We start from the raw sequence: 12,779 nt of genomic DNA, 5'->3' as shown, positions 1-12,779 counted from the left end.
ACTGGCGTTATCCTTGATTTCATCTTAATTGCCCCAGGGCGGCTAAATACGACCTTGAACGCACCCATAGAACCACATCGTTTTATCCTCGAGCCTTTTGAAGCTCGCCGCTTCGCCAATCTGTGCGGGCAATTCGACGAGCATCTGCGCTTGATCGAACAGCGCCTGACCATCGAGATCCGCAACCGCGGAAACCAGTTCGAACTGATCGGCGAGCCCAAGCACACCACCTCCGCGGAAAACCTCCTGCGCCGCCTGTACCGGGAAACCAAGGGTACCGAACTGTCGCCGGACATGGTTCACCTGTTCCTGCAGGAATCGGCCGTCGAAGAGCTGGACAACGTCTCCCCCTCCGAACCCTCCGTCGCCCTACGCACCAAAAAAGGCATGATTCGCCCTCGCGGCTTGAATCAGTTGCGCTACGTGAAGGAAATCCTCGGTAACGACATCAACTTCGGCATCGGCCCGGCCGGTACCGGCAAGACCTATCTGGCCGTTGCCTGCGCGGTAGACGCGCTGGAACGCGAGCAGATTCGCCGCATCCTGCTGGTACGTCCGGCGGTTGAAGCGGGCGAAAAGCTCGGCTTCCTGCCCGGTGACTTGTCGCAGAAGATCGACCCGTACCTGCGCCCGCTCTACGACGCACTCTACGAAATGCTCGGCTTCGAACACGTCGCCAAGCTGATCGAGCGTCAGGTGATCGAAGTTGCGCCGCTGGCCTACATGCGCGGTCGCACCTTGAACAACAGTTTCATCATCCTCGACGAAAGCCAGAACACCACCGTCGAGCAGATGAAGATGTTCCTGACCCGGATCGGCTTCGGTTCTACCGCAGTCATCACTGGTGACATCACCCAGGTCGACCTGCCGAAAGGCACCAAGTCCGGGCTGCACCATGTGATCGAAGTGCTCAAAGACGTGCCAGGGATCAGCTTCACCCACTTCAAGCCCAAGGACGTCGTGCGCCATCCGCTGGTGCAACGTATCGTCGAAGCCTACGAGCGCTTCGAAAACCGGGTCGCCGACGAAGCGCCAAAGGACAAACGCCACGATGCTTGAGCTTGATCTGCAACTGGCTACCAAAGCGCCTGCCCCAAGCGAAGCCGAGTTCCGCCAATGGTGCGAACTGGCGCTGCGCCAGCGCACAGCCGACTCCGAAATGACCATCCGTTTGGTCGATGAAGAGGAAGGTCGCGAGCTGAACCACACCTGGCGGCAAAAGGATTACGCCACTAACGTCTTGTCGTTTCCTGCCGATGTGCCCGACGAGTTTCTCGACATCCCGCTGCTGGGCGATCTGGTGATCTGCGTGGCGGTGGTCGAGCGCGAAGCCGCCGAACAAGGCAAAGCTCTTAATGCCCATTGGGCGCATCTGGTCATTCACGGCTGCTTGCATCTGCTTGGTTACGACCATATAGATGACGATGAAGCCGAAGAAATGGAAGCACTGGAACGAACGTTGCTTGCAGAGTTGGGCTATCCCGACCCTTACGCGGACGACGAAACCGAAACATCCCCTATCGTTACAACAAAGGATTCAGAGTAATCGCTATGAGCGAAGATCGATCGAGCAACGGGCAAAAGTCATGGCTGGGTAAGCTCACCCAGGCTTTTGCCCACGAGCCGAAGAACCGCCAGGAGCTGCTGGAGCTGCTGCGCGATGCGCACCAAAACAAGTTGCTGGACAGCGAAGCGCTGGCCATCGTCGAAGGCGCCATCCAGGTTGCTGACCTGCAAGTACGGGACATCATGGTCCCGCGCTCGCAGATGATCAGCATCAAGGCGACCCAGACACCCCGCGAGTTCCTGCCTGCCGTGGTCGACTCGGCCCACTCCCGCTACCCGGTGATCGGCGAAAGCCACGATGACGTGATGGGCGTGTTGCTGGCCAAGGACTTGCTGCCGTTGATCCTCAAGGAGAACGGCGACAGCTTCAACATCAAGGACTTGCTGCGCCCGGCCACCTTCGTGCCCGAGTCCAAGCGTCTGAATGTGCTGCTGCGCGAGTTTCGCGCCAACCACAACCACATGGCCATCGTCATCGACGAATACGGCGGTGTGGCGGGCCTGGTGACCATCGAAGACGTGCTGGAACAGATCGTCGGCGACATCGAAGACGAGCATGACGTCGAAGAAGACAGCTACATCAAGCCGCTGCCCAGCGGTGACTTCCTGATCAAGGCCCTGACGCCGATCGAGAACTTCAACGAGTTCTTCGACAGCCAATTCTCCGATGACGAATTCGACACTGTCGGCGGTCTGGTGATGAGCGCGTTCGGGCATCTGCCAAAGCGCAACGAAATCACTGAAATCGGCCCTTATCGCTTCCGCATTTTGAACGCTGACAGCCGTCGGATTCATCTGCTGCGCCTGACACCTATCGCCCGGTAATTCTAAGGATTGAAATGCATCGTCTGACCCGCCCCGGCTGGCCCGGTAACCTGCTGGCCGTGGTGGCCGGTGCAATCACCACCCTGGCGTTGGCGCCGTACGATATCTGGCCATTGGCACTGCTGGCGGTCGGTTTCTTCTATGCCGGCTTACGCGAGCTGAACCCCCGTCAGGCCCTGGGCCGTGGCTGGTGTTTCGGTTTCGGCCTGTTTGGCGCTGGCACCAGTTGGATCTACTACAGCATTCACCACTTCGGCGGCGCTTCGGTGCTGTTGGCCGGTTTCCTGATGCTGATCTTCACGGCGGCAATTGCCTGGTTCTTCGCCCTGCCCGCCTGGATCTGGGCGCGCTGGCTGCGCCGTAACGAAGCGCCGCTGGCCGACGCCCTGGCGTTTGCGGCGTTGTGGGTCGGGCAGGAAGCCTTTCGCGGCTGGTTCCTGACTGGTTTTCCCTGGCTTTACTCCGGCTACAGCCAGCTCGACGGCCCGTTGGCCGGGCTCGCACCGCTCGGCGGGATGTGGCTGATTTCCTTCACTCTGGCCCTGACGGCCGCGCTGATCTACAACGCGTTGCGTCTGGTGCGCACCGGCCGCAAAGGTTTCATCGCCGCGGGTGTGTTGCTGCTGGTCGGCCCTTGGGTGGCCGGCATGGCGCTCAAGGAACACGCCTGGACAACCCCGGCGGGTGCGCCGCTGAGTGTCGCGGCGATTCAGGGCAACATCGAACAGAGCATGAAGTGGGACCCGGCGCAGCTCAACGCGCAATTGGCGCTGTACCGCGACATGAGTTTCAGCTCGAAACGGGTCGACTTGCTGATCTGGCCGGAAACGGCCATCCCGGTGCTCAAGGAGTCCGCCGAGGGCTACCTGAACATGATGGGAAGCTTCGCAGCAGAGCGTAAGTCCGCACTGATTACCGGCGTACCGATTCGCGAGGAAGTCCATCACCAGAAGCGTTTCTACAACGGCATCACCGTGGCGGGCGAAGGCGATGGCACTTACCTCAAACAGAAGCTGGTGCCGTTTGGCGAATATGTTCCGTTGCAGGACGTGCTGCGCGGACTGATCGCCTTCTTCGACCTGCCGATGTCGGACTTTGCCCGCGGTCCCGCCGATCAGCCGATGCTGCAAGCCAAGGGCTATCAGATTGCGCCGTTCATCTGCTACGAAGTGGTTTACCCGGAATTCGCCGCCAGCCTTGCGGCGCGTAGCGATCTGCTGCTGACCATCAGTAATGACACCTGGTTCGGCACATCCATCGGTCCGCTGCAACATTTACAGATGGCGCAGATGCGCGCGCTGGAGGCTGGTCGCTGGATGATCCGCGCCACCAACAACGGCGTGACCGGTTTGATCAACCCGTTCGGTCAGATCACCGTACAGATCCCTCAGTTTGAACGTGGCATTTTGTACGGTGAAGTGGTGCCCATGCACAACCTGACGCCTTATCTGCAATGGCGTTCGTGGCCGCTGATCATTGTTTGCGTGCTGTTGTTTGGCTGGGCGTTGGTGGCTAGCCGGATGGCCAGGACCGTTTAGGTATTGCGGCGCCAGTAAAAAGATCGCAGCCTCGTTTCACTCGACAGCTCCTACACAGCTCCTACAGAGTACGCAATCCCCTGTAGGAGCTGTCGAGTGAAACGAGGCTGCGATTTTTTGATCTTCAGCGGTAAAACATCGAATATCCGATCTGCCCCACCGCCTCATTCAACAACTGCCCGCTCTGCCAGATTGACTTGAATTCCGGCATCCAGCCGCCCAGTGGCCGGGCGTTGTCCACGCCTAAAAACCCCACCGGTGCTGACACCACTTCAAATCCTGCCTTTTTGAAACTCCAGACCGCTCGCGGCATGTGCCAGGCCTGAGTCACGACGACCACGCGCTTGATCCCTTCCGGCAACAATACCTCGGCGCTGAACTGCGCGTTCTCCCAGGTCGTGCGGCTGCGCCCTTCTTGCCAGCGCACTGCCATGCCGAAATCATCGAGCAACGAGTCCGCCATCAACTTCGCTTCGGTCGGCGGGGTGCCGTAATGCAGGCCTCCGCTGGTCAGAATCGGCAAACCGGAGGCCTTGGCCAGGCGCGCCGCATAGCGCTCGCGTTCCAGGCCTACGCCCGTTGGCTGGTCAGCACCCCATGCCAGATCACCCCGCTCACGCCCCGAACCGAGCACCACGATCGCATCGGCGCGCTGACTCAGCGTTGCCCAATCGTCGCGGGCCAGCGGCGCTTCACGCTCCAGCGCCTTGGCGCCCCACTGCACCACCACCGGCAAGCTCATCAGCCAGAAGCCGCCCACGCCCAGCGCAAAGCACAACCCGGCAAGACGCGGTCTTGAGCGACGCAACCACCAGGCAAGCACCAACAGCAGCAAAAGAATGCCGGGCGGCAACAGGAGTTGTTTAACAAAATATCGAAAAGGCATCGAGCATCTCCAAAAAGATGCCCGAAGCCTAAGTGGGTTGACGCAATGCGACAACAAATACGGAAGGACTATGCTTCACAAATACATCAGACATTACTTCCAGTGTCCTTACTTGAATTGCAAAGACCGGACCTTTACCGCGTCCTTGCCGGGAACCTTGTCCTTGAGCCAGATGATCTTGGCCGAACGTGGTGCGTCGAGTTGCTTCACTGCTTCTGACAAGCATCCGTGTGTCTCACGTTCACTGCGATCGAGATACGCCTTGACCAGTGCAAACTCTGCGGGGCTCAAGCCACGCAATTCCAGTTCCAGTGGACGTTCATCGCGTAACCGGTCAGCAGTTTTTGCCGCGTCCAGGGCCATCCCCAGACGATCGATCAGTCTTTCGTACAGCTCCGGTTTTGTAACTTTTCGCCGTGACTCAACCATCCATCACCTCATTGAAGATAAGACTCACTCCCCATTTAGAGCTTAGCTTCCATGAACAAACCGGCTGAGTGCTGCGACCAACGGCCCTCGCAGCGGTTTTTGGGCGACCCGCAGCAGTAATCAGGGTTTCCCTCGGTAGAGTGCGGTCATGTATGCTACGGCGCTTCCTGTAACTCCACTTCCAGCTCGCCTGGGCACCGAAACGCCGATTTGGCGTGATCACCGTCCAGCGTTGCATTGAAGAGGATTAGGCCACCCCTATTCAGTTCAAAAGTAGCCATGCACGAACAATATCAGCCCCGTGAAATCGAAGCCGCCGCCCAGTCGTTCTGGGACGAGCAAAAGTCCTTTGAAGTCAGTGAACAGCCAGGCAAGGAGACTTTCTACTGCCTGTCGATGTTCCCTTACCCCAGCGGCAAGCTACACATGGGGCACGTGCGCAACTACACCATCGGCGACGTGATCTCCCGCTACCAGCGCATGCAAGGCAAGAACGTCCTGCAACCCATGGGTTGGGACGCCTTCGGCATGCCGGCGGAAAACGCCGCGATGAAGAACAACGTAGCGCCCGCCAAGTGGACCTACGAAAACATCGCTTACATGAAAACCCAGCTGCGCAGCCTGGGCCTCGCCGTGGACTGGTCCCGCGAAGTCACCACCTGCAAGCCTGATTACTACCGCTGGGAACAATGGCTGTTCACTCGCCTGTTCGAAAAAGGCGTGATTTACAAAAAAAGCGGCACCGTGAACTGGGACCCGGTCGATCAGACCGTTCTGGCCAACGAACAGGTGATCGACGGTCGCGGCTGGCGTTCCGGCGCGCTGATCGAAAAGCGCGAAATTCCGATGTACTACTTCAAGATCACCGCTTACGCGGATGAGTTGCTGTCGAGCCTCGACGATCTGCCGGGCTGGCCTGAACAGGTCAAGACCATGCAGCGCAACTGGATCGGCAAATCCCGCGGCATGGAAGTCCAGTTCCCGTACAACGTCGATTCCATCGGCGAAACTGGCGCGCTGAAAGTCTTCACCACCCGTCCAGACACGCTGATGGGCGCGACCTACGTTGCCGTAGCCGCCGAACACCATTTGGCCGCACTGGCCGCGCAGAACAACCCCGAGCTGCAAGCGTTCATCGCTGAATGCAAGGGCGGCAGCGTCGCCGAAGCCGACGTCGCCACCCAAGAGAAAAAAGGCCTGCCGACCTCGCTGTTCGTCGAGCACCCGCTGACCGGTGAAAAACTCCCGGTATGGGTCGCCAACTACGTGCTGATGCACTACGGCGACGGCGCGGTCATGGCTGTACCGGCTCACGACGAACGCGATTTCGAGTTCGCCACCAAGTACAACCTGCCGATCAAGTCCGTGGTGCGCACCAGTTCCGGTGACACCAACCCGGCTCCATGGCAGGACGCTTACGGCGAACACGGCACGCTGATCAACTCCGGAGAATTCGACGGCCTCGACTTCGAAGGCGCTTTCGACGCCATTGAAGTCGCGCTGATCAAGAAAAATCTCGGTGCCTCGCGCACTCAGTTCCGTCTGCGCGACTGGGGCATCAGCCGTCAGCGCTACTGGGGCTGCCCGATCCCGATCATCCACTGCAACACCTGCGGTGATGTGCCGGTCCCGGAAGATCAGTTGCCAGTCGTGCTGCCGGAAGATGTCGTACCGGACGGCGCTGGTTCGCCACTGGCACGCATGCCTGAGTTCTACGAGTGCAGCTGCCCGAAATGCGGCGCACCGGCCAAGCGTGAAACCGACACCATGGACACCTTCGTCGAGTCCTCGTGGTACTACGCCCGTTACGCCTCCCCGCACTATGAAGGCGGTCTGGTGGAAAAAGCGGCGGCCGACCATTGGTTGCCGGTTGATCAGTACATCGGCGGTATCGAACACGCGATTCTTCACCTGCTCTACGCGCGTTTCTTCCACAAGCTGATGCGCGACGAAGGCCTGGTGAGCTCCAACGAGCCGTTCAAGAACCTGCTGACCCAGGGCATGGTGATCGCCGAGACTTACTATCGTCGCGAAGCCAATGGTGCTTACACCTGGTTCAACCCGGCGGACGTCGAACTCGAGCGCGACAGCAAGGCCAAGGTTATCAGCGCCAAGCTGATCGCGGACGGTCTGCCGGTGGAAATCGGCGGCACCGAGAAGATGGCCAAGTCGAAGAACAACGGCGTTGACCCTCAGTCGATGATTGACCAGTTCGGTGCAGACACCTGCCGCCTGTTCATGATGTTCGCCTCGCCACCCGACATGAGCGCGGAATGGTCCGACTCCGGAGTGGAAGGTTCGCACCGCTTCCTCAAGCGCGTCTGGCGCCTGGCTCAAGCCCACGTCACTCAGGGCCTGCCGGGCAAACTGGACGTCGCCAGCCTGAATGACGAGCAGAAAGCCATTCGCCGTTCGATCCACCAGGCCATCAAGCAGGCCAGCCACGACGTCGGCCAGAACCACAAATTCAACACCGCCATCGCTCAGGTGATGACGCTGATGAACGTGCTGGAAAAAGCCCCGCAAGGCACCGCACAGGATCGCGCGCTGGTTCACGAAGGTCTGGAAACCGTAACGCTGCTGCTGGCTCCGATCACGCCGCACATCAGCCACGAGCTGTGGAATCAACTGGGTCACGCTGACCCGGTGATCGACGCAGCTTGGCCGGTGCTGGACGAAAGTGCTCTGGTGCAAGACAGCCTGCAACTGGTGATTCAGGTCAACGGCAAGCTGCGCGGCCACATCGAAATGCCCGCCAGCGCCAGCCGTGAAGAAGTCGAAGCAGCCGCACGGGCCAACGAGAACGTGCTGCGCTTTGTCGACGGCCTGACTATTCGTAAAGTGATCGTAGTGCCCGGGAAACTGGTCAATATCGTCGCCAGCTAATTGGATCAGGCGCCAGGTCATGCCTGGCGCCGAGTAAAACCTTTCGGGCCGCACGATCGGCCCACATGGTTTCAAGGGGAGCAACAAGATGATCAAACGCAATTTACTGGTGGTAGGCCTCGCTGTTCTGCTGAGCGCCTGCGGTTTCCAGCTGCGTGGCACCGGCACCACCGAACTGGCAATCAAGGAACTCGACCTGAGCGCCCGCAACGCCTACGGCGAAACCGTGACTCAACTGCGCCAGGTACTCGAAAGCAGTGGCGTCAAGGTTTACACCGGCGCTCCCTACAAACTGGTGCTGACCGATGAGCAGGAAAGCCAGCGCATCCTCAGCTATGCAGGTGCCGGTCGCACTGGTGAGTATCAGGTGACGACGGTGCTGAACTACGATATCCGTGGTGGGCACGACCTGTCGCTGCTGAGCGACAAGCTCGAAGTGCAGAAGGTCTTCATCCACGACGGCAACAACCTGGTGGGTTCCGACCAGGAAGCCGGTGATGCGCGCAAAGACACGCGTCGTGAGCTGGTTCAACGCATGATGCTGCGCCTGCAACAGCTCACGCCGGCCCAGCTGGATCAGCTGCAACAGACCGCCGAAGCCAGAGCCAAGGCTGAAGCGCAGGCCCTGGAAGCGGCGCAGAAGGCTGAAGCGAACACTCCGCGTCAGTCGCCAATCCAACTGCCGCAGCAGTAAGACTTACGGGGCGCTCAGGCGCCCCGTTTGTCCTCGCCTATGAAACTCGCCCCCGCCCAACTCGCCAAACACCTGCAAGGCGCCCTTGCGCCGGTCTACATCATCAGTGGCGATGACCCACTGCTGTGTCAGGAAGCCGCCGACGCCATTCGTGCCGCCGCCCGCCAACAGGGATTCGACGAGCGCCAGGTCTTCGCCGCCGACGCCAGTTTCGACTGGGGAACGTTGCTGCAAGCCGGCGCAAGCATGTCGCTGTTCGCCGAAAAACGCCTGCTGGAACTGCGTCTGCCATCCGGCAAGCCCGGTGACAAAGGCGCTGCCGCGTTTATCGAGTACTGCTCGCGACCCGCCGAAGACACGGTGTTGCTGATCAGCCTGCCGAAACTTGATGGCAGTGCGCAGAAAACCAAGTGGGGCAAGGCGCTGGTCGAAGGTCAGCACACTCAGTTCGTGCAAATCTGGCCGATAGAGGCCAACCAGTTGCCAAGCTGGATCCGTCAAAGGTTGTCCCAGGCCGGGCTTTCCGCCAGCCAGGACGCCGTCGAACTGATCGCCGCACGGGTCGAGGGCAACCTGCTCGCGGCTGCCCAGGAAATCGAAAAGCTCAAACTGATGGCCGAAGGTGGTCAGATCACTGTTGAAACCGTGCAAGCGGCAGTGGCCGACAGTGCGCGCTTCGATGTCTTTGGCCTGACCGATGCGATTCTCAACGGCGAAGCGGCTCATGCCCTGCGCATGCTCGAAGGGCTGCGCGGCGAAGGCGTCGAACCCCCCGTGATTCTCTGGGCGCTGGCCCGGGAGCTGCGTCTATTGGCCAACCTGTCGCTGCAGTACAGCCAGGGCGTGCCACTGGACAAAGCCTTCAGCTCTGCCCGACCGCCGGTCTGGGACAAACGCAAACCACTGATGAGCAAAGCCCTGCAACGCTACTCGGCGCAACGCTGGGCGCAGTTGTTGCTCGAAGCACAGCGGATCGACGCACAGATCAAAGGCCAGGCGGCGGGTTCACCGTGGATGAGTTTGAGTCGGTTGTCGTTGCTGATGGCCGGGCAGAGATTGTCGTTGCCCGCTGAATAAGATCAAAAGATCGCAGCCTCGTTTCACTCGACAGCTCCTACATTGGAATGCGTCCCCCTGTAGGAGCTGTCGAGTGAAACGAGGCTGCGATCTTTTGATCTTGCTTCCTACAAATCAAATCTGAATTTCCCCTCTAGACAGCCCCCAAACTTCGGCAGATTATTTCCCACGCAAAACCCACCTAACCGAGAGATCTCATCATGAGCAAAAAGCCATCCAAGCATGGCCCCAACAAGGCCAAATCCATCATCGCCCAGCCTCTGTTCCGCAGCCGTCAGGAACCAGCCGGCAAGGGCAAAGGCAGCTACCGCCGCGAAGCCTTCCAGTCTAATAGCTGGGAGGCTTCTTACTTTCTGGCGGCCTGAAAGGCAAGCGCTCGCTCAACATGTTAAGGTCTGCACCTGATTCGTACTCCCTGGACCCGTGCATGCCCCTTTGTATTTCCCGTCGTTGGCCCCTGCGCCAACTGATCGCTGCCTCCAGCCTCGTTTTGCTAGTCGCCTGCGCGGAAAAACCGACCGCCGCCGACGCCCAACCGCTTCAGACCCTCCCCGTAGCGACAGCCCCTGCGGTCATTCCGCCCGTGGTTCCGACCGGTGAAAACCTCGACATCCAGCCCACCCAGACCTTCGCCGAATGGCAGGCGGGTTTCCGCAAGGACGCTCTGGCCGCCGGTATCCGCGCCGACCTGTTCGACCGCGCCTTCGCCAATGTCAGCCTCGACACCAGCGTGATCCGCGCCGACCGCAGCCAGCCGGAATTCTCCCGCCCGGTATGGGAATACCTCGACGGCGCCCTTTCGCCGCTGCGGGTACGCAATGGTCAAGCACTGGTCAATCAGTACGCCGACATCCTGCAAAGCATCGAACAGCGCTACGGCGTTGATCGTCAGGCACTGGTCTCGGTGTGGGGCATGGAAAGTAACTTCGGGCAGTTTCAGGGCAACAAGTCGGTGATTAATTCCCTGGCGACCCTGGCCTATGAAGGTCGGCGTCCCGGGTTTGCCCACGCGCAACTGATCGCCGCCCTGCAGATCCTGCAACAGGGTGATATCGAGCCTGAGAAAATGCTTGGCTCCTGGGCCGGCGCCATGGGCCAGACCCAGTTCATCCCAACCACCTACAACACCCATGCTGTGGACTTCGATGGTGATGGTCGCCGCGATATCTGGGGCAGCCCGGCCGACGCGCTGGCCTCGACGGCGCACTACCTGCAAAGCTCGGGCTGGCAGAAAGGCCAGCCATGGGGCTTTGAAGTGCAGCTGCCGGGCAGTTTCAACTACGTCCTGGCCGATGGCACGATTCGCAAGAGCGTCGCTGAATGGCTGCAACTGGGCGTCACCCTGCCCAATGGCCGCCAGGTTCCGCCAGGCTCCGAACAGCTGTCAGCCGCCCTGCTGCTGCCGGCCGGTTACCGTGGCCCGGCGTTCCTGGTCCTCGACAACTTCCGCGCGATCCTCAAGTACAACAATTCGTCTTCCTACGCATTAGCCGTGAGCCTGTTGTCCGAGCGTTTTAACGGTGCCGGCCTGATCAACGGCATATGGCCCAAAGATGATTTGCCGCTGAGCCGTACCGAGCGGATCGAACTGCAAAGCCTGTTGAGTGCTCAGAACTACGACGCGGGCACCGCCGATGGCATTATCGGCGCCAACACCCGCAAGGCGATCCGCAGTGCCCAGCAGTCGTTTGGCTGGCCGGCGGATGGGTATCCGACGCACAAGTTGCTGGAAGGCCTTCGTAACCGCTGAAAAAGCTTTCGCGAGCAGGCTCGCTCCCACAGGAGATTTGTGAACAACACAGATCAAATGTGGGAGCGAGCCTGCTCGCGAAGACTGACTATCAGACGACCAAACTCTAAGCCTTGACCACCACATCCTGCTCCAACACCAATTCCTTATTACCCGCATCGAGCCTCACCAGCGCGCCCATCGGCAACGTCAGGTTCGGATCGCAATGCCCGCTGCGCCAACCGGACAACACCGGTATCCGCAACGGCTCGAAGGTCTGCTTGAGTAAGCGCTCCAACGCAACCGAATCAACCCCCGCCACATCCCCCACCAAAACCCCGCGCAGCTTGTGCAGCGTACCGGCAAGACGTAGATGGGTCAGCAGCCGGTCGATACGATACAACGGCTCGTTGATGTCCTCGATGAACAGGATGACGCCCTCGGCATCTATCTCATACGGCGTACCCATCGTCGCGGCGATCATCGACAGATTGCCCCCCAGCAAGCGCCCGTGAGCGACACCCGGCTCAATCGTCGTCAACGGGTAGGCGACCGGGTGCGGCAGCACGCTGCCCGCCTTCACCTGTCCTCTGAGCATGTTGAAGAATGAAGACTCAGTAGGTTTTTGCTTGTCACCTAGCAGGTCGGCGTTGAGCATCGGGCCATGGAAGGTCACGAAGCCCGCATAACGGCTGATTGCCGAGTGCAGCGCGGTGATGTCGCTGTAGCCGATGAACGGCTTGGCATTGTTGCGCAGCAGTTCAAAGTCGATGCGATCGAGCAACCGTGGCGTACCGTACCCCCCACGCAAGCAAATGACGGCGTCGACCTCACTGTCGGCGAACGCTGCGTGCAGATCATTGAGGCGTACATCATCACTGCCGGCCAGGTAATCGGCTTTCTCATGCACGCCGGGGAAAATCCGCAGTGAATATCCGCGAGCGCACATCCAGGCGATGGCTTTATCGGTGTCCAGCGCTGCGGGACCGGCGGGCGCAATAACGCCGATCAGCCCTTGCGACGGCAAGGCCGGAACGGGGGCATGAGGACAAAGGGTGTGAGTCGGTCGAACGGTCATCCATGAATCTCCCTGCGTGAATGCGTCAAGCACACAGTAGTCAGGAACGGGGACAAACAGAAGAGGGTCAG

At 59.9% G+C, this 12,779-nt stretch carries 12 protein-coding genes; 9 read left to right on the top strand and 3 right to left on the bottom strand.

The genetic code is table 11. From position 1 onward, the window contains the following. The first annotated feature begins 54 nt into the window (after window positions 1-54). The 4 genes from EAH74_RS21370 to lnt are packed head-to-tail and all read left to right on the top strand — an operon-like array spanning window position 55 to window position 3,929. Window positions 55-1,059: a PhoH family protein gene (locus EAH74_RS21370; RefSeq protein ID WP_123367708.1), complete on the top strand. Its 1,005-nt coding sequence runs from the start codon at window positions 55-57 to the stop codon at window positions 1,057-1,059. Beyond that, the gene (gene ybeY / locus EAH74_RS21365) at window positions 1,052-1,546 is read left to right on the top strand and encodes an rRNA maturation RNase YbeY (protein ID WP_123367707.1); all 495 of its coding nucleotides are present in this window, start codon (window positions 1,052-1,054) and stop codon (window positions 1,544-1,546) included. Before EAH74_RS21370 ends, ybeY begins: the two co-directional genes overlap by 8 nt. Before the next feature lie 5 nt (window positions 1,547-1,551). Next, window positions 1,552-2,391, top strand: coding sequence for an HlyC/CorC family transporter (locus EAH74_RS21360; protein ID WP_008152854.1), 840 nt, complete (start codon window positions 1,552-1,554; stop codon window positions 2,389-2,391). Between the two features lie 14 nt (window positions 2,392-2,405). Then, the gene (lnt, locus tag EAH74_RS21355; protein WP_140680897.1) at window positions 2,406-3,929 is read left to right on the top strand and encodes an apolipoprotein N-acyltransferase; all 1,524 of its coding nucleotides are present in this window, start codon (window positions 2,406-2,408) and stop codon (window positions 3,927-3,929) included. Between the two features lie 124 nt (window positions 3,930-4,053). Here lnt and EAH74_RS21350 read toward each other — a convergent pair whose 3' ends face one another. Both EAH74_RS21350 and EAH74_RS21345 read right to left on the bottom strand, forming a co-directional pair. Further along, complete coding sequence (locus tag EAH74_RS21350; RefSeq protein ID WP_140680895.1) at window positions 4,054-4,815, bottom strand: YdcF family protein; 762 nt, start codon at window positions 4,813-4,815, stop codon at window positions 4,054-4,056. A 108-nt stretch (window positions 4,816-4,923) separates the two neighbouring features. Beyond that, entirely contained in the window at window positions 4,924-5,244 is a 321-nt protein-coding gene (locus tag EAH74_RS21345; RefSeq protein ID WP_123367704.1) for a hypothetical protein, read from the bottom strand. A gap of 279 nt (window positions 5,245-5,523) precedes the next feature. Here EAH74_RS21345 and leuS point away from each other — a divergent pair, with 279 nt between their 5' ends. From leuS to EAH74_RS21320, 5 genes are all read left to right on the top strand, one after another. Continuing rightward, window positions 5,524-8,130: a leucine--tRNA ligase gene (gene leuS, locus EAH74_RS21340; protein ID WP_140680893.1), complete on the top strand. Its 2,607-nt coding sequence runs from the start codon at window positions 5,524-5,526 to the stop codon at window positions 8,128-8,130. A gap of 88 nt (window positions 8,131-8,218) precedes the next feature. Continuing rightward, window positions 8,219-8,824, top strand: a complete 606-nt coding sequence (gene lptE / locus EAH74_RS21335) for an LPS assembly lipoprotein LptE (RefSeq protein ID WP_140680891.1) — start codon at window positions 8,219-8,221, stop codon at window positions 8,822-8,824. A gap of 39 nt (window positions 8,825-8,863) precedes the next feature. Continuing rightward, window positions 8,864-9,901: a DNA polymerase III subunit delta gene (gene holA / locus EAH74_RS21330; RefSeq protein ID WP_140681145.1), complete on the top strand. Its 1,038-nt coding sequence runs from the start codon at window positions 8,864-8,866 to the stop codon at window positions 9,899-9,901. Between the two features lie 200 nt (window positions 9,902-10,101). Then, the gene (gene arfA, locus EAH74_RS21325) at window positions 10,102-10,266 is read left to right on the top strand and encodes an alternative ribosome rescue factor ArfA (protein ID WP_056744572.1); all 165 of its coding nucleotides are present in this window, start codon (window positions 10,102-10,104) and stop codon (window positions 10,264-10,266) included. A 62-nt stretch (window positions 10,267-10,328) separates the two neighbouring features. Beyond that, window positions 10,329-11,651 carry a lytic murein transglycosylase gene (locus EAH74_RS21320; RefSeq protein ID WP_140680889.1) on the top strand — a complete coding sequence of 441 codons (1,323 nt, stop codon included), beginning with the start codon at window positions 10,329-10,331 and terminating at the stop codon, window positions 11,649-11,651. Window positions 11,652-11,757: 106 nt separating this feature from the next. Here the strand turns inward: EAH74_RS21320 and EAH74_RS21315 are convergent, their stop codons facing one another. Further along, window positions 11,758-12,708 carry a S66 peptidase family protein gene (locus EAH74_RS21315; protein ID WP_140680887.1) on the bottom strand — a complete coding sequence of 317 codons (951 nt, stop codon included), beginning with the start codon at window positions 12,706-12,708 and terminating at the stop codon, window positions 11,758-11,760. Window positions 12,709-12,779 lie beyond the last annotated feature (71 nt).

It is taken from the genome of Pseudomonas mandelii (genome assembly GCF_006438925.1).
GTDB classification, from domain to species: domain Bacteria; phylum Pseudomonadota; class Gammaproteobacteria; order Pseudomonadales; family Pseudomonadaceae; genus Aquipseudomonas; species Aquipseudomonas mandelii_C.
This window is presented reverse-complemented; position numbering and strand designations above follow the sequence as displayed.

Bases quoted from the DNA above. Each gene is read 5' to 3' on its own strand.
- ybeY (WP_123367707.1), top strand. From the start codon at position 1,052: ATGCTTGAGCTTGATCTGCAACTGGCTACCAAAGCGCCTGCCCCAAGC.
- EAH74_RS21360 (WP_008152854.1), top strand. From the start codon at position 1,552: ATGAGCGAAGATCGATCGAGCAACGGGCAAAAGTCATGGCTGGGTAAG.
- lnt (WP_140680897.1), top strand. From the start codon at position 2,406: ATGCATCGTCTGACCCGCCCCGGCTGGCCCGGTAACCTGCTGGCCGTG.
- EAH74_RS21350 (WP_140680895.1), bottom strand. From the start codon at position 4,815: ATGCCTTTTCGATATTTTGTTAAACAACTCCTGTTGCCGCCCGGCATT.
- EAH74_RS21345 (WP_123367704.1), bottom strand. From the start codon at position 5,244: ATGGTTGAGTCACGGCGAAAAGTTACAAAACCGGAGCTGTACGAAAGA.
- leuS (WP_140680893.1), top strand. From the start codon at position 5,524: ATGCACGAACAATATCAGCCCCGTGAAATCGAAGCCGCCGCCCAGTCG.
- lptE (WP_140680891.1), top strand. From the start codon at position 8,219: ATGATCAAACGCAATTTACTGGTGGTAGGCCTCGCTGTTCTGCTGAGC.
- holA (WP_140681145.1), top strand. From the start codon at position 8,864: ATGAAACTCGCCCCCGCCCAACTCGCCAAACACCTGCAAGGCGCCCTT.
- arfA (WP_056744572.1), top strand. From the start codon at position 10,102: ATGAGCAAAAAGCCATCCAAGCATGGCCCCAACAAGGCCAAATCCATC.
- EAH74_RS21320 (WP_140680889.1), top strand. From the start codon at position 10,329: ATGCCCCTTTGTATTTCCCGTCGTTGGCCCCTGCGCCAACTGATCGCT.
- EAH74_RS21315 (WP_140680887.1), bottom strand. From the start codon at position 12,708: ATGACCGTTCGACCGACTCACACCCTTTGTCCTCATGCCCCCGTTCCG.